Annotated in this window: 21 protein-coding genes; 3 read left to right on the top strand and 18 right to left on the bottom strand. The window is 60.4% G+C overall.

Annotated features, from left to right (window positions below):
- Nucleotides 1–73 precede the first annotated feature (73 nt).
- The 6 genes from MLC59_RS07775 to MLC59_RS07800 form a co-directional block, all read right to left on the bottom strand.
- Nucleotides 74–1,876: an AMP-dependent synthetase/ligase gene (locus MLC59_RS07775; protein ID WP_248233064.1), complete on the bottom strand. Its 1,803-nt coding sequence runs from the start codon at nt 1,874–1,876 to the stop codon at nt 74–76.
- Nucleotides 1,873–2,682 (bottom strand): ABC transporter ATP-binding protein, encoded by an 810-nt coding sequence (locus MLC59_RS07780; RefSeq protein WP_248233066.1) that lies wholly within the window; start codon nt 2,680–2,682, stop codon nt 1,873–1,875. Before MLC59_RS07780 ends, MLC59_RS07775 begins: the two co-directional genes overlap by 4 nt.
- 7 nt (nt 2,683–2,689) lie before the next feature.
- Nucleotides 2,690–3,898 carry an ABC transporter substrate-binding protein gene (locus MLC59_RS07785; protein ID WP_248233068.1) on the bottom strand — a complete coding sequence of 403 codons (1,209 nt, stop codon included), beginning with the start codon at nt 3,896–3,898 and terminating at the stop codon, nt 2,690–2,692.
- 61 nt (nt 3,899–3,959) lie between these two features.
- On the bottom strand, nt 3,960–5,003 hold the full coding sequence (locus tag MLC59_RS07790; RefSeq protein ID WP_248233070.1) for a branched-chain amino acid ABC transporter permease: 1,044 nt from the start codon (nt 5,001–5,003) through the stop codon (nt 3,960–3,962).
- Between the two features lies 1 nt (nt 5,004).
- The gene (locus MLC59_RS07795) at nt 5,005–5,883 is read right to left on the bottom strand and encodes a branched-chain amino acid ABC transporter permease (protein ID WP_248233072.1); all 879 of its coding nucleotides are present in this window, start codon (nt 5,881–5,883) and stop codon (nt 5,005–5,007) included.
- The gene (locus MLC59_RS07800; protein WP_248233074.1) at nt 5,883–6,695 is read right to left on the bottom strand and encodes an ABC transporter ATP-binding protein; all 813 of its coding nucleotides are present in this window, start codon (nt 6,693–6,695) and stop codon (nt 5,883–5,885) included. The genes MLC59_RS07795 and MLC59_RS07800 overlap by 1 nt, the downstream gene beginning before the upstream one ends.
- 356 nt (nt 6,696–7,051) lie before the next feature.
- Here MLC59_RS07800 and MLC59_RS07805 point away from each other — a divergent pair, with 356 nt between their 5' ends.
- Together MLC59_RS07805 and MLC59_RS07810 are read left to right on the top strand one after the other, a co-directional pair.
- A complete protein-coding gene (locus MLC59_RS07805; RefSeq protein WP_248233076.1) occupies nt 7,052–8,125 on the top strand; it encodes a phosphotransferase family protein in 1,074 nt (357 codons plus the stop codon).
- Between the two features lie 73 nt (nt 8,126–8,198).
- On the top strand, nt 8,199–9,371 hold the full coding sequence (locus tag MLC59_RS07810) for an acetyl-CoA C-acyltransferase (protein WP_345799757.1): 1,173 nt from the start codon (nt 8,199–8,201) through the stop codon (nt 9,369–9,371).
- A 260-nt stretch (nt 9,372–9,631) separates the two neighbouring features.
- Here the strand turns inward: MLC59_RS07810 and MLC59_RS07815 are convergent, their stop codons facing one another.
- The 11 genes from MLC59_RS07815 to MLC59_RS07865 form a co-directional block, all read right to left on the bottom strand.
- Nucleotides 9,632–9,919, bottom strand: coding sequence for a hypothetical protein (locus MLC59_RS07815; RefSeq protein WP_248233081.1), 288 nt, complete (start codon nt 9,917–9,919; stop codon nt 9,632–9,634).
- Nucleotides 9,919–10,548 carry a hypothetical protein gene (locus tag MLC59_RS07820; RefSeq protein ID WP_248233083.1) on the bottom strand — a complete coding sequence of 210 codons (630 nt, stop codon included), beginning with the start codon at nt 10,546–10,548 and terminating at the stop codon, nt 9,919–9,921. The genes MLC59_RS07815 and MLC59_RS07820 overlap by 1 nt, the downstream gene beginning before the upstream one ends.
- A gap of 231 nt (nt 10,549–10,779) precedes the next feature.
- Nucleotides 10,780–11,118, bottom strand: coding sequence for a hypothetical protein (locus MLC59_RS07825; RefSeq protein ID WP_248233085.1), 339 nt, complete (start codon nt 11,116–11,118; stop codon nt 10,780–10,782).
- Between the two features lie 181 nt (nt 11,119–11,299).
- A complete protein-coding gene (locus MLC59_RS07830) occupies nt 11,300–12,124 on the bottom strand; it encodes a crotonase/enoyl-CoA hydratase family protein (RefSeq protein WP_248233087.1) in 825 nt (274 codons plus the stop codon).
- Between the two features lie 29 nt (nt 12,125–12,153).
- On the bottom strand, nt 12,154–13,041 hold the full coding sequence (locus MLC59_RS07835) for an SDR family oxidoreductase (protein ID WP_248233089.1): 888 nt from the start codon (nt 13,039–13,041) through the stop codon (nt 12,154–12,156).
- On the bottom strand, nt 13,038–13,865 hold the full coding sequence (locus MLC59_RS07840) for an enoyl-CoA hydratase/isomerase family protein (RefSeq protein WP_248233092.1): 828 nt from the start codon (nt 13,863–13,865) through the stop codon (nt 13,038–13,040). The genes MLC59_RS07835 and MLC59_RS07840 overlap by 4 nt, the downstream gene beginning before the upstream one ends.
- 176 nt (nt 13,866–14,041) lie before the next feature.
- Nucleotides 14,042–15,190, bottom strand: a complete 1,149-nt coding sequence (locus MLC59_RS07845; protein ID WP_248233093.1) for an acyl-CoA dehydrogenase — start codon at nt 15,188–15,190, stop codon at nt 14,042–14,044.
- A gap of 68 nt (nt 15,191–15,258) precedes the next feature.
- Nucleotides 15,259–16,311 (bottom strand): enoyl-CoA hydratase/isomerase family protein, encoded by a 1,053-nt coding sequence (locus MLC59_RS07850; RefSeq protein ID WP_248233097.1) that lies wholly within the window; start codon nt 16,309–16,311, stop codon nt 15,259–15,261.
- Nucleotides 16,308–17,201 (bottom strand): 3-hydroxyisobutyrate dehydrogenase, encoded by an 894-nt coding sequence (mmsB, locus tag MLC59_RS07855; protein WP_248233099.1) that lies wholly within the window; start codon nt 17,199–17,201, stop codon nt 16,308–16,310. The genes MLC59_RS07850 and mmsB overlap by 4 nt, the downstream gene beginning before the upstream one ends.
- An 86-nt stretch (nt 17,202–17,287) precedes the next feature.
- Nucleotides 17,288–18,061, bottom strand: coding sequence for an enoyl-CoA hydratase (locus MLC59_RS07860; RefSeq protein ID WP_248233101.1), 774 nt, complete (start codon nt 18,059–18,061; stop codon nt 17,288–17,290).
- 15 nt (nt 18,062–18,076) lie between these two features.
- Nucleotides 18,077–19,582, bottom strand: a complete 1,506-nt coding sequence (locus MLC59_RS07865) for a CoA-acylating methylmalonate-semialdehyde dehydrogenase (RefSeq protein WP_248233102.1) — start codon at nt 19,580–19,582, stop codon at nt 18,077–18,079.
- A gap of 153 nt (nt 19,583–19,735) precedes the next feature.
- On the opposite strand from MLC59_RS07865, the gene MLC59_RS07870 reads away from it, so the two are divergent.
- Nucleotides 19,736–20,665 (top strand): LysR family transcriptional regulator, encoded by a 930-nt coding sequence (locus tag MLC59_RS07870; protein ID WP_248233105.1) that lies wholly within the window; start codon nt 19,736–19,738, stop codon nt 20,663–20,665.
- 27 nt (nt 20,666–20,692) lie between these two features.
- Here the strand turns inward: MLC59_RS07870 and MLC59_RS07875 are convergent, their stop codons facing one another.
- Nucleotides 20,693–22,024 carry a hypothetical protein gene (locus tag MLC59_RS07875; protein ID WP_248233108.1) on the bottom strand — a complete coding sequence of 444 codons (1,332 nt, stop codon included), beginning with the start codon at nt 22,022–22,024 and terminating at the stop codon, nt 20,693–20,695.
- Between the last annotated feature and the right edge of the window lie 133 nt (nt 22,025–22,157).

The raw sequence follows: 22,157 nt of genomic DNA on the forward strand, positions 1-22,157 counted from the left end.
TTTTTTCGTGGCTAAGGAAGAGCGCTTTTCGTTTTTTCCGTGTTCTTCCGTGGATTCCGTGGCTAACCAGTCCTTAAGCGTAAAGCGACTCAATAACCTCCGTGTACTTCTCGTAGATCTTGCTGCGCCGCACCTTCATGGTGGCCGTTACTTCATCGTCGTCGTGGTCCAGTTCCTTGGTCAGCAGCGAGAAGCGCTTGATCTGCGCCACCTGGGGTAACTGGTCGTTGCCCTTGTTGACTTCCTGCTGGATCAGCGCATTGACCTGTTCATGTTCCGACAGGCTGCGGAACGTGGTGTAGGCTACCCGCTCCTGCTCGGCCCACTTGGCCACGGTTTCGAAGTCGATCTGGATCAGCGCAGACACATACTTGCGGGCTTCACCAATGACAATGCATTCCTTGATATAGGGACTCGCCTTGATGGTGTTCTCGATCTCCGTGGGTGACAGGTTCTTGCCCCCGGCGGTGATCATGATGTCCTTCAGGCGATCCACGATGCGCAGGTGCTCGCCCTGCCATTCCCCGACGTCGCCGGTGTGCAGCCAGCCATCTTTCAGGGTCGTCGCGGTGGCTTCGTCGTTCTTGTAGTAACCCTGGAACATACTGCCGCCGCGCAGCAGGATCTCGTTGAAGTCGCCGAGCTTCACCTCGACGCCCTTTACTGCCTTGCCGACGGTTCCCAGCTGAATATCGTCAACGGGCTGGGCGGTCGCGACCCCGGTGCTTTCGGTCTGGCCATAGACTTCCGCCAGGGGCACGCCGATGGTGCGGAAGAACTCCAGAATGCCAGACGATATGGGCGCGGCGCCGGTCATGGCGATGTGGCATCGCCGCAAGCCGACATAGTTCTGCAATGCCCGGAATACCAGCCAGTACCAGAGGCCATAGCGGGCCTTGTCTGACAGGCTCCATTGCGCCTTCGGCTTGGTGGCCAGGGGCGCGCAGGCAGCCATCGCCCGGTTGAACAGGGACCGGCGCAGGCGCCCGGTTTCCTGGATCTTGATATAAATGGACGAGTGTAGCTTTTCCCAGATCCGGGGCACGCCGAGGAAAAACGTCGGCGCGATCTCCCGCAGGTCCTCCTGCACGGTGCGCAGGCTCTCGCCGAAGCTCACGGTGCTGCCAACGTACAGCGGCCCGATATTGGTGAAGGCCTGCTCCGCAACGTGGCACAGGGGCAGGTAGGAAAGGCTGGTATCGTGCTCGCCGATATCCAGCAGCTCGATCAGTCCCGGCGCGGCTGCATGCAGGTTACGCCAGGAAATCATGGCGCCCTTGGGCCGGCCGGTAGAACCTGAGGTGTAGATCATCAACGCGGTCTCATCCATGGACTGCCCATCGAGCAGCTGGTCAACGATGCCCGGATGATCCTGTTCGTAGGCAGCGCCCATGGCCTCCACATCCCCGAAGGGCGTAGGCGGGTCCGGGTAGTGGCGCAGGCCCTTCATATCAATAACAATGTTGTGCTTGAGGTGAGGCAACTGGGGCCAGGCTTCCAGGATCTTGTCGGTCTGTTCCTGGTCCTCGCAGATCACCATGGTGGAGTCGCTGTGCTCCAGCACATAGGCCACCTCGCTCCAGGGGCTGGTGGGGTAGACCCCGACACAGATGCCCTGTACCAGGCCAATGCCCATCTGGGCGATGACCCATTCTTCACGGTTTTCGGAAATGATGGCTACATGGCCGCCGGGTTCCAGTCCCAGGACCCTGAGCCCCAGGCCAAATTGCCAGGCCCGGCGATAGTAGGTCTGCCAGTCAATGGCCTGCCAGATGCCAAAGTCCTTCTGACGCAGGGCCAGGTCATGGGGCCGCTGGCGGGCATGCTCCCGCAGCATCTGCGGCAGGGTCAGTTCAGGTAATGCAGGTGCTGTCATGAAAGCCACCGTTTGCGACGCTTGTAGTGCTTGATATCCCGGTAACTGCGGGCTTCGCCCTCGTTGCCGCCAACGCCCAGGTAGAACTCCCGAACATCTTCGTTGTCGGTAAGTTTGTCCGCCGGCCCGTCAATCACAATCTTGCCGTTCTCCATTATGTAGCCGTAGGAGGCTATGGCCAGTGACACCGCCGCGTTCTGCTCCACCAGCAGAATGGCAGTGCCCTGCTCCCGGTTGATACGGGCGACGATTTCGAAGATTTCTTCCACCAACAGGGGCGCCAGGCCAAGGGATGGCTCGTCCAGCATGATCAGCTCAGGCTGTGCGATGAGCGCCCTGCCCAGGGCAAGCATCTGCTGCTCACCACCGGACAGATAGCCCGCCAGCTGACGCCGGCGTTCCTTCAGACGGGGAAAGTAGTCATAGACCATGTCCTGCCCCCCACCCGTACCCTGGCCGCGACCGGTCAGGGCATAGGTGGCCGCCACCAGGTTCTCTTCAACGGTCAGGTCTTCGAATACCCGGCGGCCTTCCATAACGTGGAACAGCCCGTCCCGCACCAACTTCTCCGGTGGCCGGTTCTTGAGGCTCTGACCATTGAAGCGGATATCCCCGGCAGTAACCTCACCGTCCTCCAGGGACAGCAGACCGGAAACACTCTTCAGGGTGGTGGACTTTCCGGCCCCGTTGGATCCCAGCAGCGCCACGATGGCACCGCGGGGAACCCTCAGGGACAGGCCCCGGAGGACCTGCACCGTCTTGTTATAGACCACCTCGATGTTGTCAACTTCCAGAACGGCGTCCATAGTGGCCTCAGTCGAGGTGAATCCAGTCAGATACCGGCTCGTAGCGACCTTCGCTGGCATTCACACGCCAGATACGGCCAACCGGGAACGACATGTCCTTCACAGTCACCGGGATACCGATGATGCCGCCGGTGTCCCAGTCCTCGATGGAAGCCAGGGCTTCGGCCATGTTCTCACCGGTCAGCTCCTTGCCGGCGTCCAGGGTACGCTTGACCACCTCGGTCCATACCATGGCGTTGAACCAGCCCTGCATGTAACCGGTCGGACGATAGCCAGCCTCCGGGTCGCTCTTCTCGGCCTGGGCCCGCAGTGCGTCCAGCATGGGTCCGCTTTCTTCACTGTCGTAGTAGTTGTAGGGCATAACGCCCATGTAGCCGTCGGCGTCCTCACCCATTTTGTCGATGATCAGCTTGTCAGAAGACCAGAAGGTACCCATGAACTGGGTGTCCAGGCCCATCTGGCGCATCTGCACCATGAACTCGTTGATCGGCGACAGGATATAGCCGTGGAATACCACGTAGTCCGGGCGGGCACGGCGCATTTTCAGCACTTCGGCGGATACATCCACGCTGCCGGGCTTGGTGACGATTTCCTCGACAACCTCGATACCCAGCTCTGCGGCCCGCGCCTTGCCGTTCTCGATGGGGTCCTTGCCGAATTCGGTATCGCTGTAGACAAAGGCCACCGTGGGCATATCACCGTCTTCACCCTGGCTGGCAATGTATTCCAGGATAATGCCGAACATCTGCGTGTAGTTGGGGCCGGGGATAAACTGGTACGGATAGGTTTCGTTATTGGTCAGTGCCGTGGCGAAAGAGGCACCGCTCATGAGAACGGAGTTCATTTCGTTGACTTCAGAGGCAATCGCCTTCATGAAACCGGTACTGTCACCGTAGTAGGTGGCCAGGTTCTCGTTACCGGAAATCTTCTTGAAAGCCGCCACGGAACGATCCACCTCATAGGCAGTATCTTCCATGATGTATTCCACCGGGTGACCGTTTATCCCGCCCTGATCATTGAGCCAGTTTGTATAGTCCGTCAGGCCGGCATGGAGGTGAATACCGGCAAAGGCAAACACCCCGGACAGCGGGATGGAGCCGCCGAATACGATGGGATCCTTGTCCTGGGCCATGACCGGTGCGGCCAGTCCCAGGGCGGCCACCACGCTGCCGATACCGGCCAGCCGGCGACCCTTTTGCATCAGTTGGTTGAACATGGGGTCTTCTCCTAGCTTCTTGTTGTTGGTGTTATCGGGTCTTAATGGACCGCAGCAGTGTTCAGCTACGGAATGGCCACAGGTGGAAGAAGCGACGTATGCGCCGCCAGATCTCCGCCAGCCCGTGGGGTTCGAATATCAGGAAGCCCACAATCAGGGCACCGAAAATGATCTCCAGCATGGGCGACATGAATACCGGCGCATTGGGCCAGATGGGCGTCATTACCGCCGTCAGCAGTTTCAGCGCTTCCGGCACCAGGGTCATGAAGGCCGCGCCCAGGATACCCCCCAGCAGGTTACCCATACCGCCGACGATCACCGCCGCCAGGTAGAAAATGGACATGGACAGCGGGAAGCTCTCCGGGGTCACCACCCGGTAGAAGTAAGCGAACAGGCCGCCGGCAACCCCCGCATAGAAAGAGCTCAGGGCAAAGGACATCAATTTGTACTTCAGCAGGGGGATACCCAGGATTTCTGCCGAAATGTCCCGGTCACGGATGGCGATGAACGCCCGGCCTACCCGTGTGCGGAACAGGTTCTTGGCAGCGAGCAGAGCCAGTATGGCCAGCGGCACGATAATGAAGTACATAGCAAAGTCACTGCGGAATTCCAGCCCGAACAGGTGGGCGGGTTGCAGGCTCAGACCTTCCATACCGCCGGTCACCGGTTCCCATTCTGCAAAGATGAAGTGCAGGAACACGCTCGCCGCGAGGGTGGCAATGGCCAGGTACAAACCTTTCACTCGCAGGGATGGCAGGCCCACAAGTACGCCCACGGCTGCGGCCACCAGCCCCGCCAGCAGCAGCGTGACAGGGAAAGGCAACCCGGTATTCAGGGACAACCAGGCCACGGTATAGGCGCCCACCCCCATGAAGCCGGCCTGCCCGAGGGAAATCAGCCCGGTGTAACCGGTCAGGATGTTCAGGCCGGTGGTACTGATCACCGCGATGCCGACCAGGCACCCGAGATACAGAAGGTAGGAACTGGCCATGAACGGGAAGGCCAGCAAGGCTGCCAGCAGCAAGGCAAACCAGATCTTCTGGGTGCTGCTGGTCCAGATGGCCTCATCGGCCAGGTACGTCTGTTTGGCGTCGCCGATTCTCATTTTATACCCGCTCTATCTCATGGGTGCCAAACAAGCCGTAGGGCTTGAACACCAGAATGACTGCCAGCACGGCAAAGGTGGCCGGCATGCGGTACTCCCCGCCCAGGTAGGCGCCGGCCACGGTTTCCAGCCAGCCGATAAATACCCCGGCGACAAGGGCGCCGAGGATGCTGTCCAGCCCGCCGACGATGACCACGACCAGCACACTCAGGCCGATAATGCCGAACTGCGGACTCAGACCGCCGGTAGCCGCCACCAGTATGCCCGCCAGGGAAGCCGCCAGTGAACCGAACACCCAGGCCAGGTTGAATACCCGACGCACGTTGATACCCATGGAATAGGCCGCTGCCTGGTCCGAGGCTGTAGCCCGGAGAGCCACGCCGCCGCGGGAAAAGCGGAAATACAGCAGGTAAAGGATCAACATGGCCATGCCGATCAGGAAGCCGTAGGCGATCTTCGGCGCCAGGTACATCTCCCCGATGAATACCGGCGTACGAGGCAGGAAACTCGGCAGCAGCTGGGGGTCAGCTGTCCAGATCAGTTCCACCAGCCCCACCAGGATACTGGCGATACCGATGGTCACCATCACCACGGAAATGGGCGACTCCCCCAGCATGGGCCGGATCATGGTTTTCTCGATCACACCGCCGAGCAACGCACCGCCAAGGACCGCCAGTGGCACCGCCACCCAGGGGGACATTTCCATACCACCGGCAAAGGCCAGGAACAGGTAGGCGGCAAACATCATGATCTCGCCAATGGCGAAGTTGATAACCCTCGTGGCCTTGTAGATGATCACGAAGCCCAGGGCGATCAGGGCATAGAGCCCGCCCATGGCAAGGCCGGCAAGACTGATTTCACCAAAGAACAACCAGTCCATCAGGCAGCCTCCTGGTCCGGGTTGAGCCGCTTGCGCAGATCATCGATATCGCTGTTGCCCAGGTAAGCCTTGATCACCTCGGGGTTCTGCTGGACATCGTGTGGCTCACCCTCGGCAATGACCTGCCCGAAGTTGAGCACGGCAATGTGGTCTGAAATGTCCATCACCATGCCCATATCGTGCTCCACCATCAGCACGGTAACGTCCCACTCTTCCCGGATATCCAGGATAAAGCGGGCCATGTCCTCTTTCTCTTCCCGGTTCATGCCTGCGACCGGCTCATCCAGCATCAGCACCTTCGGCCGCATGGCCAGGGCCCGCGCCAGCTCTACGCGCTTCTGCAGGCCATAGGGAAGGCTGGCTACCGGTTGCTGACGGATGTGGTCTATCTCCAGGAAGTCGATGATGCGCCGCTCCACTTCTTCGCGGATTTCCATCTCCTCACGGCGGGCACGGCCATAATAGGACAGGGAGCCAAGCAGGCCGGTTTTCATATGAACATGGGCACCGAGCTTGATGTTGTCCAGCACCGTCATGCCCCGGAACAGGGCGATATTCTGAAAGGTACGAGCCAGCCCGAGGGCCGCCCGCTTCGGGGGCTTGATCCCCTTGAGGGCCTCACCCTGGTAGCGGATTTCACCCTGCTGGGGTTTATAGAAGCCAGAGATGCAATTGAACAGCGAGGTCTTGCCAGCACCGTTAGGCCCGATCACGGTCGTGATGGTGTCTTTCGGCACATGGAAGCTGACATCCTGCAAGGCATGCACGCCACCAAATGACAGCGACAGCTGGCTGATTTCCAGTATGTTCACAACGCCTCCGTGTACTGACCCGCATCCACATTCCGGATATATGGCCGGGCGGATCAATACCAGGAGCGGGTCATTTGGTTGTTGTTTTTATCTATTCGCTAGATTGCGCGGGCGCCTGTCGGAAAAAATCGTCCATTCCGACGATATTTCAGGAACACTCATTTTGACGGTGCCTTTGACACTGAAAAGCATAAGGACGGCAAAATCGTCCATTACGACGATCAGGGGGCAGACAGGGTGGCCTATTGTCGACTTGATCCCGGAAACCAATCGTCAGACGTCCCAGCCCCCTCCCGCAGCAATGTGTATGCGGGTTGGGGGGCAAAGCCGACAGCCGCACCACAAGGGCCTCGCCAATGAGTGACAGCAGTAACACGCAAGCCAGCCAATCTGACCGCAGAACGGATTTTGAACCAGCCGCCCTGGTCGCCTACCTGGGCAAACAGTACCCGGACATGGCCCCGCTGGATGCCGGGCAGGTTGAGATCACGCCTATCTCGGGCGGTCAGTCAAACCCCACGTATTTCGTGACCGTTGGGGAGCGCAGGCTGGTTCTGCGCAAGGCACCCAATGGCGAACTGCTGCCCGGCGCTCACCGGGTCGACCGGGAATACCGCATCATGGATGCCCTGTCCGGCTCCGGGGTACCAGTACCTGACATGGTGCGCCTGGAAGAAAACAAGGCCGTGCTGGGCGCTCCCTTCTACCTGATGCAGCGCCTGGATGGTCAGGTGTTCCATGAAAGCACCCTGCCCGACCATGATCCCGAGGCCCGGACAGCTATCTACAGGCACAAGGCCCAGGTGCTGGCAAATTTGCACCGGGTAAACCTGGCGGAAAAAGGCCTGGAGGATTATGGCCGCACCGGACCTTTCTTCTCTCGCCAGATCCACCGCTGGACCAAGCAGTGGGAGCTGTCCAAGACCCGGGAAATCCCCGAAATTGACCAGCTGGCAAAGTGGCTGGCAGAAAATGATGACGGCGATGAGACCTCCACCCTGGTCCACGGTGACTACCGCATTGGCAACCTGATGCTGCACCCCAGCGAGCCCCGTATCGTCGGTGTGCTGGACTGGGAGCTGTCCACCCTGGGCCACCCACTGGCAGACCTGGCCCATGCCACCGCCATGTGGCACATCACACCGCAAGAGTACGGCGGCCTGATGGGCGCCGACCTGAAGGCCCTAGGCATTCCCGAACGCCAGCAATTTGAAGAAGCCTACCTGGAGGCGGCCGGGTTCAGTAACGGACTGACCACCTTCCACCATGCCTTCGCCCTGTTCCGCTGGGCCGTGATTTTCCAGGGCATCGCCAAGCGCGCCGAGTCCGGTAACGCCGCCTCTGAGAATGCTGCCACCGTCGGCGCCCTCGCCGTTGCCCTTGGGCGCCGGGGGGCTGAGTTGTTGTCGGGCGACCAAGGCCCGCGTTGACCAGTCCTGTGGACCGAAAACCGACAAAGCCGATATTCTGCAATCAGACTTCGAACACCAAAGGTAAGACGCCGTGACCAACGATCCCATTGTAATTACCAGCATGGCCCGCACCCCCATGGGGGGCTTCCAGGGCGACCTGAAAAGCCTGTCCGGCACGGACCTGGGCGCAGCGGCCCTGAAGGCCGCCATCGAACGCTCGTCCCTGGGTAGCAAGGACGTAAGTGAAGTGATGATGGGCAACGTGCTGCCCGCCGGCCTGGGCCAGGCGCCGGCACGCCAGGCGGCCCTGGGCGCCGGGCTGGACCTGTCGACGCCCTGCACCACCATCAGCAAGGTGTGCGGCTCCGGCATGAAGGCGGCCATGCTGGCCCATGACCTGATTACCGTGGGCAGCGCCAATATCATCGCGGCCGGCGGCATGGAAAGCATGACCAATGCGCCCTACCTGGTACCGAAGATGCGCAACGGTGCGCGTCTCGGCCACGCCGAGATGCTGGACCACATGTTCTTCGACGGACTGGAAGACGCCTACGAGAAGGGCCGGCTGATGGGCACCTTCGCCGAGTCCTGCGCAGACCACTACAGCTTCACCCGGGAGCAGCAGGATGAGTACGCCCTGGCCTCCCTGGACCGGGCCCTGAAGGCCATCGAGAAGGGGCATTTCCGCAACGAAATTGCCGCCGTGGATACTGGCCGGGACACGGTGGACACCGACGAACAACCGGGCAAGGCCCGGCCCGAGAAGATCCCCACCCTCAAACCCGCCTTCCGCAAGGACGGCACCGTAACCCCGGCCAATGCTTCCTCCATTTCAGACGGCGGCGCGGCCCTGGTGCTGATGCGGCAGTCGGAAGCCGAGAAACGGGGCCTGAAACCCCTGGCTGCCATTCGCGGCCACAGCAGCCACGCCCGGGCGCCGGAATGGTTCACCACCGCACCGGTGGGCGCCATCGGTCAGCTGATGGAAAAGACTGGCTGGAATGTGTCGGATGTGGATCTGTTTGAAATCAACGAAGCCTTCGCGGTGGTCCCGCTGGCCGCCATGAGGGAACTGGACATTCCCCATGACAAGGTCAACGTCCACGGCGGCGCCTGCGCGCTGGGTCACCCGCTGGGAGCATCCGGGGCACGTATTATCGTGACCTTGCTGGGCGCCCTGGAGACCTATGACCTGAAGCGGGGTGTGGCGTCACTGTGTATTGGTGGCGGTGAGGCTACGGCGATTGCGGTGGAGCGGTTGTAATCGTCAGGCTGGTTTGCTGCCACCCCCCGACTCCTTGTTAACACGGGGGCTTGGCAGAAAATTACAGCTCGACCAACATCCACTTGCCGCTGCGAGCTTCCTCCTGCGATTACAGCTCTTTATCAATAGTCTAAAACGCCGCTGGTCCACCACTACCCTTGGCATTCCATGGCATTGATTCTCTAATTTTTAACTGAAGGCTCAGGCTCATTCCGAGGATGCGGAAAATACTCAACCACTTCATTCATCAGTCTCCTCTCTCAGCGATCGCCTGATTGAAAGATGCTTCTTTTAGCTTGCTCTTCGTGCTGTAGATGCTCAACCAGGTCACTCCACCCAGCGTTTTCCAAATCCCCATAAGAAGCATCTTGCAGCGACTCAGCCTCGTCCATTAAAGGAGGCCCTCCTTTTACTGCATTTTCCGGAGAATCCCATTGGGATTCGCAATCGTCACAAATTACTAGCAGCATCTCTCGGGCAGGATCTTTAACAACGATCAATTCACCTTGGCGGCAAACAGGGCACTCACCAATGCTAATTAAGCTCATTATTCACCTCCTAAAAGCGGGAATTCATAGTTTTTCGGTAACGGAGGGGTGCCGCCGGATGGATAAGCAGTGACAACCCGATTCGTTCCTTTCTCGGTAATAATGGTCACGTGATTGAAATTTTGTAACTGGCCCCCGGCTCCTCCAGCAAAACCCGAATTGTCTCGTGGAACCACATAGATATCACGATTTCCTACGGTAATGGGTGTTACATCACCAGACTTCGCTTTTCTCCAAGCATCGTTAACTACCTCCACTGCATTGCCATAAAATACACCCTGATTCGGTTTATTTAGATTAAGCGATCCATGATTCCGAGACACATGATGCGCGGCATCACCGCCAGTTCGCGGACTCTTTCTCGTCCAGTCAAGCAACTGAATTCCATCGGGAATTTTTCTGGCGACCACTATGCTTGCCAGAGCCGGCGTAATTTCCCCTGCAGCCCGGCCGTCACCACCCAACGCATCTACCACCTTGCTACCCAAGGCTCGGAAACTCTCGCCGATCCCCTGCCAGTACTCGGCGACTTTCGGGTTCATGCCCTTGGGCGACAGCGCAGACATCAGGCCTACGGTGTTGCCTATGAAGCTTCCAAAGTTTTCGACCGGTTTGAACACGGGGTACATGACATTACCCCAGCCAGATGTAGTGTCGTACAGCTCGGTCTGCTCGGCGGCAATGTCCGATGAGATTGCTGAAACGGTGTCCGTCAGCCCACTCGCGTAGTCCTCTCCCCAACTGCGAGGCCTGTTCGCCGGCCTGTGGCCCGAGACCCTGGGTCGTTCCATCCGGAGGCCCGGTCCGTTCAGGACACCGATATCCAAGAACTCCGCCTCCCCTTCTGGCGGGCCGTCATTTCAGAGACCCGAAATATTCCGCTCCAGGTTAGGCTCGAGATAAACAAACAGTTCACCCCGATGGATCTTGTCCGTCAGGTCGGAAACCAGTTCATTGAGATTGCGCGGGCGGGTCCAGGGCTTCTGGAAAACCAGTTGCCAGACGTCGAGCAGACGGTAATTGAAGGGGTCGCCGGTGACTGACCGGGTCAGGCGTAGCAGGTGGTCGCGGGCGTAGGCGCGGTCATGGTGGAAGGCCAGGCGGGGGCCCTCGAAGAAATCGTCGCCGTGGTAACGCCGGGTGAACGAATAGATACGGCCCAGCGGGCCCACTATGCGGATGGGGTCCTGGTATAACATCCCTGTCGTCCCTGTGTGGATTGCTTCCCTTGATGCACTGGCCCGAATCCTTGCTGGCCAGTGCCCTTATGAAACCCTTTTACCCGTGTATCGTCAAGATCACAGGCAGACCGGTTCCACCGTTCGGAAAAGCGATTCCCGCTTCAGCCCCTCACTCCGGGGGAGCAGAAGCGGGTGGTACTCAAACCTCAGGATCAGCAAACTTCGGTGCCCGCTTCTCCAGGTTGGCGTAGATTGCCTCGACCTGGTTGGCGCTACCGATAATACGATCCTGCTCCCGGGACTCTTCCAGCAGGATGCGGGCGGCGTGCTCCTGCGGGGTGATGGCATTGTTGAGCATGCGCTTCATGGCACGGATGGCGTCCGGGCTCTTGCCGGCGATGGTCTGGGCCATGGCCAGGGCTTCCTCCCTGGGGTTGCCGCCGATGTGAGTGGCCATACCCAGCTCCCAGGCCTCCTGGCCGGTCAGCACACGACCGGTGTAGCACAGCTCACGGAATACATCGGGGCGCACCAGTTCATTAAGCAGCACCATGCCACCCATATCCGGCACCAGGCCCCATTTGATTTCCATCACTGCCCACTGGGAGTCCGGCGTCGCAAAGCGGATATCGGCGCCGAGCGCAACCTGCAGGCCACCACCAAAGCACACACCATGCACGGCGGCAATCACTGGCACCGGCATTTCCCGCCAGACCATGGCCACGTACTGGGCCAGGTTGGAGTCACCGTGGGTGCGGGGCTCCAGGCCATTGCCGCCGACACCGGCACCGCCACCCTCGGCCATTTTCGAGAAGTTCCCCATATCCAGGCCCGCACAGAAGCAGCGGCCTTCACCGCTGATCACCACGGCCCGCAGGGTGGGGTCTTTCTTCAGTTCCTCGCCGACGTTGGCCAGGTTGGTAAACATGCCGGTGTCCAGCGCGTTCATCTTGTCAGGGCGGTTCAGGCGAACCTCCACCACACCTTCCCATTCGGTACGAATGACCTGTACGGTTTCGGACATTGCAATTTCCTCAATAACAGCAGGCCTGCTCAGGTAGAGCGCTTGGCCTTGTCCTGGTTGTTGACTTCAGTAATCGCTTCACGTGCGCGACGCCACTCGTCATCGCCCCACGCCGACAGGGCGGAGAAGTTGGCACCGTCGGCCTGGTACTGGCCACCGTCGATCGCTATGGTCTGGCCGTTGACGTATTCGGCACCCGGCCCCAGCAGGAACACGGCCAGGTTGGCCAGTTCGGGATAGCGGCCAGGCCGGCCCATGGGGCTGTCGCCCAGATCCATCTCGCCCAGCGGACCCAGGCGCTTGCTCATACCTTCGGTGGGGAACAGCCCCGGCGCGATGGCGTTCAGGCGGATGCCCCGGTTGCCCCACTCTACCGCAAGTGACTGGGTCATGGCATTAATGCCGGCCTTGGACATCGCCGAAGGCACCACAAACGGTGAGCCGTTCCAAACCCAGGTGGTTACAATGGACACCACCGATGCCGGCTTGCCCTCCGCCAGCCAGCGCTCGCCGCAGCTCTGGGTGACCAGGAAACTGCCCCGGAACACGATATTGGCGACGGCATCAAAAGCCCGGTGGGAAAGGTCCTCGGTACGACTGACGAAGTTGCCGGCCGCGTTGTTGACCAGGCCAGTCAATGCACCGCCGTCATCCCAGATCTGCTGGACCATTTCATCAATGGCCTCCGCGCTGCGGATATCACAGGGAATGGGGCTCACCTTGCCGCCGTGGCGCTCCATCAATTCATTGGCAGTTTCTTCCAGAACGCTGCCACGGCGGCCGCAAATATAGACGTGTGCCCCGAGAATCAGGCACGCCTCCGCCATTTCCTTGCCCAGGCCTGTGCCGCCACCGGTCACCAGGATGCGCTCGCCCTTGAGAAGGCCTTCGCGGTACATCAGTTCTTCAGCTTTCATGATTGTTCTCCTTCGGGAGCATAGTGGGGTTCACGTTTTTCAAGGAAGGCACTGACACCCTCACGGAAGTCATCGTCCTGCACACACAGGATCTGGTTACGGTCTTCCATGGCGACAACCGCATCCAGGCCCTGGGCGTCGATTGCCAGCCCAAGCGCTTCCTTGGTCAGCCTCAGCCCCAGTGGCGTGGCTCGCAGCATGTCGGCAACCAGCCCTTCCGCGTGTTCATGAAGTTGCTCCAGGGGGGCAACCTGGCTGGTGAGTCCCAGCTCCCGTGCCCGCTCCGCCTCAATAAAGCGACCGGTCAGCAGGTATTCTGCGGCCACCGACGCACCCACCATGCGTGGCAGGAAATAGCTCACGCCCACATCACAACCACTGAGTCCCAGTTTGATGAAGGCCGCATTCATGCGGGCATCGGGCGTCAGCAAGCGGATATCACTGGCCAGGGCAATGGCAAAGCCGCCACCACTGGCCGAGCCCTGGACAATGCTGATAATTGGCTGCGGGCAGCGACGCATGGCTACCATGATGTCCCGCACAGCCCGCTGCTCATCCAGTGCGCCGCCAACCCTCGGATTGATCGGGGTCTGGGCCTGCTCCTTGAGGTCCAGCCCGGCGCAGAAGGCACAACCTTCCGCCGCCAACACCACCACTCGAATATCGCGTCGGTAATAAAGCTCGTTGAAATAGCTTCGCAACGCCTGAATCAGGGGACGATCCAGGGCGTTCAGTGCATCTGGCCGTGCCAGTGTCAATCGGGCGACACCGCCGGATTCCTCGATTTTCAGGGATGGGATCCCATCTGCTTTGTTGGATGACATGAACAGTTTCCTCGCCAACGGCAATGCTGCAGACATGCAGCAAGCCCGGTTATCGAACATTCACTTCATGATCATTTGATGAGCAAGCTTAATCATCGTCGGAACGGACGAACCGTTATGGCAGGCTGAAAAAGGCAGGAAAACCGCCTCATCCATGAGGCCAGGCAATAAATCCGTCAGAGTATATTCTTGAGCTCGCGGGCAATCAGCAGGCGTTGCACCTCGCTGGTACCTTCGTAGATCTGGGTGATGCGGGCATCCCGGTACAACCGCTCGACCGTATAGTCTTCCAGGTAACCATAGCCTCCATGAATCTGGATGGCGTGGGAGCACACCTCCTCTGCCAGCTCGCTGGCAAACAGCTTGGCCTGGGAGGCCTCCGACAGGCAGGGCTGGCCGGCGGTTTTCAGGCGGGCAGCGTGGACCACCAACAGACGTGCTGCATTGAGGCGGGTATGCATATCCGCCAGCATGTTGGCGATGCTCTGGTGCTCGGTCAGCGGCACGCCGAACTGCTGCCGCTCGCGGGCGTATCTGAGGGCTGCTTCAAAGGCAGCTCGGGCCACGCCCACTGCCTGCGCGGCGATACCGATACGCCCCCCTTCGAGGTTGGACAGGGCAATGGACAGGCCCTTGCCACGCTGCCCCAGCAGGTTCGCTTCGGGAATACGGCAGTCGTCCAGGGTGATGGCGCAGGTATCCGAGCCACGAATACCCAGCTTGTGCTCCATCCGGTCCACTTTGAAGCCGGGGTTGTCGGTGGGTACCAGGAAGGCAGACAGGCCCCGCTTGCCCTGGTCCGGGTCGGTCACCGCAAAGACCACGGCAAGTCCGGCCCGCTTGCCATTGGTGATGAACTGCTTGGCGCCATTGAGCACCCACTCGCCGTCCTTCAGCTCCGCCCGGGTCTTCAGGGCATGGGCCTCGGAGCCAGCCTGGGGCTCGGTCAGGCAGAAGCAGCCAATGGTCTGGCCGCTGGCCAGGGATGGCAGCCACTGCTTCTTCTGCTCCTCGGTGCCATAGTTGAGTACCGGGGCACAGCCCACGGAGTTGTGGACACTCATCAGGGTGCTGGTGGCACAGCAGCCTGCAGCGACTTCTTCCACGGCCAGGGAGTAGGCGACGTAGTCCACGAAGCTGCCGCCCCACTCCTCCGGCACCACCATGCCCAGCAGGCCCAGTTCGCCCATCTGCCGGATCACGGCGTCATCAATGTAACCGCACTTGTCCCACTCCGCCGCCCGGGGAGCCAGTTCACTCTGGGCAAACTGGCGGGCCATGTCGCGGATCATCCGCTGGTCTTCGTTGAATTCGATATCCTGCATGGTGGTATCTCTTGTCTTGTTCTCGTCAGTTCAGGAGGGTCTGGTCTTTCATGACACTGCCATAACCACTAGCGGCCGGCCTCGTCGAAAAAGACGGAAACCTGTTCCGGCCTCAGTTCATCGATGCTGGCAATACGCCATTTTGGCGACTTGTCCTTGTCCACGATCAGGGCACGGATTCCCTCGACGATATCGCCCTTGTCGAACCAGAGGTAATCCAGCGCCAGCTCCAGCTCGAAAGCCTGCGGCAGGGACAAGTCCCGACCGCGACGCACCAGCTCCAGGGCCACGGCCATACCGATGGGGGAGCGTCCTTCGATCGCTTTCAGGGTTTCCCTGGCCCAATCCGCAAACTCCGGGCGCTGCTCCTGGCGAAGGGAGTCACGCACCGCTATGAGATCGGCCTTGGCAAAGTGCTCATCGATGGCCGGTTGCAGCGTGGCAAGCCGGGATTCACCCGGGTCTCCCGACAGGTCACCCAGTCCGGTTTTTAAGGCTTCATCGCTGCTTGCAACGGTGGCTGCCAGCGCGGTGTCGAGGTTTTCCAGCCGGTCTTCCGGTATGTACAGGTCAGCGAGGCCAGCGTAGATGGCATCAGCCGCATTGAGTTGCGTACCGGTGACCGCCAGGTATTCCCCGAGCCGGCCTGGCAGACGGCCCAGGAAGTATGTCGCCCCCACATCCGGAAAGTAGCCGATACCGGTCTCGGGCATGGCCAGCTTCGCCCGGTCACTGACGATGCGCAGGCTGGCGCCCTGGGCCACGCCCATACCGCCACCCATAACGATACCGTTCATCACCGACAATACCGGCTTGGGGTACTGGTGGATCGCCTGGTCCAGGGAGTACTCTTCCTCGAAGAAGACCCGGTGCAGGGTGTCGCCGGACTGGTAGCTGTCATAAAGCGCCCGGATATCGCCACCAGCGCAGAATGCCTTGTCGCCGGCGCCAAGGAACACCACTGCGCCGATGGCATCGTCACCGGCCCAGTCATCCAGCTGCCGGTGTATCGTCTGTACCATGCCCAGGGTCAGGGCATTCAGGCCCTTGGGCCGGTTCAGGGTCAGGTAGCCGTAACGACCCCTGACCTCAACCATCACTTCTGGCTGATTGTCACTCATTCCTCTTCCTTCATGTATCGTTTGATAATGGCCGAGAAGTCCAGGTGCCCATTACCGGCAAAACTCATGGACTGATATAGCTGCTGGGCCAGAGCCCCCATCACCACCGGCTGACCACTGGCCTTGGCGGCCTCGGTGGCCAGGCCCAGGTCCTTGATCATCAGGTCCATGCCGAAACCGCCGGTGTAGCCACGATTGGACGGCGCTGTTTCGATTACCCCCGGGTAGGGGTTATAGGTATCGGTACTCCAGCAGCGGCCACTTGAGGTATTGATAACCCCTGCCAGCACTTCCGGGTCCATCCCCATGGAAACGCCCAGGCTCATGGCCTCTGCCGCCCCTATCATGGAGATGCCCAGCAGCATGTTGTTGGCCATCTTGGCCACCTGGCCGTTACCGGCGGCGCCACAGTGAACAATGTTCTTGCCCATGTTTTCCAGCACCGGGCGGGCAAACGCAAACTCCTGGTCTTCGCCGCCGACCATGAAGGTCAGGGTGCCCGCCTGGGCGCCACCGGTACCGCCGGAGACCGGCGCGTCCAGCATGGGATTGCCCTGGGCGGTGGCCTGTGCGGCAACGTCCCTGGCCGTCATGGGGTCAATGGTGGAGCTGTCGATCAGGTGAACGCCTTTGGGAACATGGGCCAGCAAACCGTCATCTTCCAGGTAAACCCCTTTCACATGGCGAGCCGCCGGCAGCATGGTGATAATCAGCTCGGCGCCGCTGCGGGCCACCGTGGCAATGTCAGCCGCGGCGGTGGCGCCTTCAGAAACCGCCTTGTCGACCGATTCCTGCACCAGGTCAAATACCGTCAGCTCGTGGCCTGCCTTCAGCAGGTTGCTGGCCATGGGCCCACCCATGTTGCCCAGGCCGATGAATCCGATTTTCATGGTAATGCCTCCGATCTTGTTGTGGCTGTTGCGAGAGCTATTGCGCTCGACCATCACGCCCTCGCCACAGCCTTTTGTTGTACAGGCTATTGATGCTTGAAGTCCGGCTTGCGCTTTTCCACAAAGGCGTTCATGCCTTCTTTCTGGTCATGGGTTGCGAAGATGGCGTGGAAGATCCGCCGCTCGAAGCGCACACCTTCTGCCAGGCTGGTTTCAAACACCCGGTTGATCGCTTCCTTGGTCATCATGGTGCTGGGCAGGGATTTTTCGGCAATGGAGTTGGCAGCCTTCAGGGTTTCCTCCAGCAGCTGGTCCGCCGGAAACACCTGGGCAACCAGGCCAGCGGTTTCCGCTTCCTTCGCATCCATCTGACGACCAGTGAGGCACATTTCCATGGCCTTGGCCTTGCCGAGGGCCCGGGTCAGGCGCTGGGTACCGCCGATGCCCGGCAGCACACCCAGGTTGATCTCCGGCTGACCAAAGCGGGCGTTATCGCCGGCATAGATAAAGTCGCACATCAGCGCCAGCTCACAGCCGCCACCCAGGGCGTAGCCCGCAACGGCCGCGATCACCGGCTTGCGCCGCTGGCCGATACGGTCGGCCTGGGCAAAGAAGTCATCCAGGTAGATCTGGGGATATTCCAGTACTGACATCTCCTTGATGTCGGCACCGGCGGCGAAGGCTTTCTCGGAACCGGTCAGCACGATACAACCGATATCCGGGTTGCGCTCGTAATCGTCCAGCGCCAGGTTCAGCTCTTCGATCAGCTGGCTGTTGAGCGCGTTCAGTGCCTTGGGGCGGTTCAGGGTAATGACACCAACCCGGCCCTTTACCTCGGTGAGAATCGTTTCGTAAGCCATGTCAGCTCTCCTCGGTTATCGCAGGTTGATGGTGGTGTTCACAGAACCGACCTGCTCGTCCTCATCGAACCAGCGTGAGGTCACGGTCTTGGTCTGGGTGTAGAACTGCACGACCTGCTTGCCATAGGGGCCCAGGTCGCCCAGCTTGGAGCCCCGGGAACCGGTGAAGGAGAAATAGGGCACGGGCACCGGGATGGGCACGTTGATGCCGACCTGACCTACATCGATATGCTCCTGGAAGCGATGGGCCGCAGCGCCGGAGCGGGTGAAGATGGCGGTACCGTTGCCATTGGGGTTGGCGTTGACCAGGTCAATGGCCTCATCAAGGGTTTCCGCCTCCAGCACGCACAATACCGGACCGAAGATTTCTTCCTTGTAGATGGTCATTTCGGGGCTAACGCCTGAGAAGATGGTGGGCCCGATAAAGTTGCCCTTCTCGTAGCCCCGTACGTTCGGATCACGCCCATCGAGAACCAGCTTGGCACCCTCGCTGACACCCTGCTGGACCAGGCCTGTCACCCGTTCCAGCGCCTGGGGCGTGATCAGCGGGCCTACATCGGTACCCTCTTCGGTGCCGGCGTTCACATTCAGCTTCTCGGCCCGACGGGCCAGCTCCGGCAACCAGTTGCGGGCCTCGCCCACCAGCACCAGGGCGGTGACGGCCATGCAGCGCTGACCGGCGGCACCAAAGCAGGAGCCTACCAGCGCGTTGAGGGTCTGCTCCTTGTTGGCGTCGGGCATCACCACGGCGTGATTCTTGGCGCCCATCATGCACTGCACCCGCTTACCCGCCTGGGAAGCACGGTTGTAGACATGGGTACCAACAGGCGTAGAGCCAACGAAGGACACGGCCTTGATATCCGGATGATCACAGACACCGTTAACCATATCCGGCCCGCCGTGGACCACGTTCAGCACACCCTTGGGAACACCCGCTTCCACGGCCAGCTCCACCAGTCGCATGGTCACCATGGGATCACGCTCTGAGGGCTTGAGTACAAAGGTGTTGCCGGTAGCAATGGCCATGGGGAACATCCACAGGGGAATCATGGCCGGGAAGTTAAAGGGGGTAATACCGGCACAGACACCAATGGGCTGGCGCAGGGTGTAGGTGTCCACGTCACCGGCCACATTGTTGGCATACTCACCCATCTGCAAGGTGCCGACACTGGCCGCATGCTCCACCACTTCCAGGCCGCGGAACACGTCGCCTTCGGCATCCGGCAGGGTCTTGCCCTGCTCGGCGGTGAGCATCGCCGCCAGTTCTTTCATGTTCTCGCGGATCAGTTGCTGGTACTTGAGGAAGATACGGGAACGTACACCAAGGGAAGTCTTGCGCCAGGTCTTGAAAGCCTCCCGGGCGGCACTGACGGCTGCTTCCAGCTCGTCGGTTGTCGCAAAGGGAACCTTCGCCAGCACTTCCTGGGTGGCCGGGTTAGTCACGTCCCGCCACTCAGTGGTCTTCGATTCGACAAATTCCCCGTCAATCAGCAGTTTGACGGTAGGCACCTGTGTATTCATGGGGATTTCTCCAATGTTGTTGTTCTCAGGACAAATGTAAAACGCTTTCCGGATAGTAGCAGTGCATTTTTAAGCGCTACAATGGCGCTCAGTGCAACCCCGATCTGCAAATATACACAAGCCGCACACAAAATCACCAAGCCGGATATCAAAATGGACTGGAACAACCTGAAGTTCTTCCTGGAACTGAGCCGCGCCGGCAAGTTGACCGCTGCCGCCAGGCGCATGGGCGTGGACCACACCACCGTGTCCCGCCGTATCCACGCCCTGGAGAAAAGCCTTGGCATGACCCTGTTTATCCGTGAGCAGACCGGCTACAGCCTCACCGAAGCGGGGCGGCAGCTACTCCCCCAGGTAGAGCAGATGGAGAGCGCCAGCGTCCGTATCGAACAGAGCCTGCCCGAAGCCGACGAGCAGCTGTCCGGCCAGGTACGCATCGGCGCCACCGAGGGCTACGGCACCATCATGCTGGGGCGGGAGCTGGGGCACCTCACCCGCCGCTACCCCCACCTACACCTGGACCTGCTCGCCATGCCCAGGGCCCTGCGCCTGTCCCGGCATGAGGCGGATATTGTGATCACCCTGGAGCGACCGGAACGCGGCCCCTTCATCGTCACCAAGCTCACCGACTATGTGCTCCGGCTCTACGCCAGCAAGGACTACCTGGAGGAGCTTGGCCCCATCAAAACCCGCAGCCACCTCGGCAAGCACAAATTCGTCAGTTACGTCGACGACATGGTGTTCAGCCGCGAGTTGCTGTTCCTGGACGAAATCGCTAGCTCCGGCGAGGTCAATATCCGTAGCACCAGCGTCCTGGCCCAGCAGGAAGCCATCGCCACTGGTGCCGGCATCGGCATACTGCCCGCCTTTTCTGCCGATATCGACGACCGGCTACAGGTGGTCCTGCCGGACCAGGTCCGGTTTATAAGAACGTTCTGGATGCTGATGCCGGAGGAGCTTCGGCACATTGCAAGGATGCGGGTGACCTGGGATTTCCTGAGGGAAAGGGCGGAGCAAAACCGGGGGCGGTTGATGGCTACCGCCCCAACGGATGGACTCGCTCAGCGCCTGACCAACGAATAAGCCGGAAACCCAAGCCCCTGGCCTTGCTCAGACCAGCAGCGCCAGGAACAGCAACAGAAGGGGCAAGGCAGCGGCAACAAACAAGCCATTCCAGCCAAAGGCTACCTTCAACTGGGAAACCCGCCCGAAGCGGGCCAGCAGGCTGACCGCCGGCCCCATGGGGGACAGCATCATAGCCAGGGAGAAGCCGATAATCAGCGCCACCGCGATGGGCATGATGGCCATGCCGGCGGCTTCCAGCTGGGGCAACAGGCCACCCACAATGCTCAATGAGGTGATAGGGATGACACCGATGGCCGACAGCAAGGGCAGCAGCAACATGCCCGCCACTGCCACCAGGTAGACACCGGCCTCCCGCGCCGCAACGCCGGAGATGAGGTCATCCGGCACCAGGGTCATCAGGGCCACGCCCAGGCAGGCGGATGAGGCAAAGATCGCCATCTCGTTGCTCATACCCGCCACGTTCTGGGTGGCCTCCCGGAACACTGCCAGCGGATCACGCTCCTTCCAGAGCATATAGAGGATCGTCACCGACGGTACCGCGATCATCGCCGCCCGGGAAACATTGAATCCGGCGGTATACACCAGCAGGGCCATGCATCCGAGAATCAGGGATACAACCACAATCAGGGTGCGGGAGCCCTGGGGCCAACCTTCCAGCTTTACCCGCTCCTCACTGATCTTGCGGAACCGGCCCTGTTCCAGCACCCAGCCGACGCCGATCAGCAATGCCGCTGCGGCTATGCCATAGGGCAGCAGGCCGGACCAGGAAATGTCCGGAACCTCCCGGGTAATAATGGCGACAGCCACGCTGGTGGGGGCCACCAGCGGGACCAGCGAGAACCCCCGCAGGGCGCTGATCAGCACACTGCGAATCCAGTTCAGCCGGGACTGCCCCTGGATATTGCGCTCATCAAGCGTGGCGGTGAGTGTTCCGCACAGCAGATTCATCACGCCAAAATTGAGCACCGACGCAATGCTCAGGGTGGTAACGGCGTACTTGGGGTACAGCAGAAAGGGCGGTCCACCGAGTAGCACGTCATGGATACGGCGCAACACCTCGAACCGCCGCACAAGGCACTGCATCATCCCCAGACTACCCAGAAAGGCACCGTAAAACCCAGCGGAGGCGGCCGCATCGAGGAGCCCCGCGCCGGTCAGCTCCCCGGTAGCCGCCAGGGCGCCGACAATGGCCAGGGTCACCAGCAGCAGGGACCGGGAGTAAACACTGATGCGGCCCATAAAGAGCGTGAAGTAGCCGATAAACAGGCAACCGGCAGCTATACTCAGGGTACGTGCGGACGTCATCAGCGCCAGCAGTTCAATGACAACGGCCAGCGACAGCAGGTAACGGCTCATAGAAGGCGGACTTCCCCGGAGACCAGGTGGCGATGAGTGCGGCCCTGACAGCTTGCAATTGCCCATCGGCCGGATTAATCTTTAGCCACCCTGAAGTTTGAATAAAATTCAGTTTCGCTTGATGAAACTACAT

This window comes from Marinobacter bryozoorum, from assembly GCF_023156245.1.
In the GTDB taxonomy this organism is placed as follows: domain Bacteria; phylum Pseudomonadota; class Gammaproteobacteria; order Pseudomonadales; family Oleiphilaceae; genus Marinobacter; species Marinobacter bryozoorum.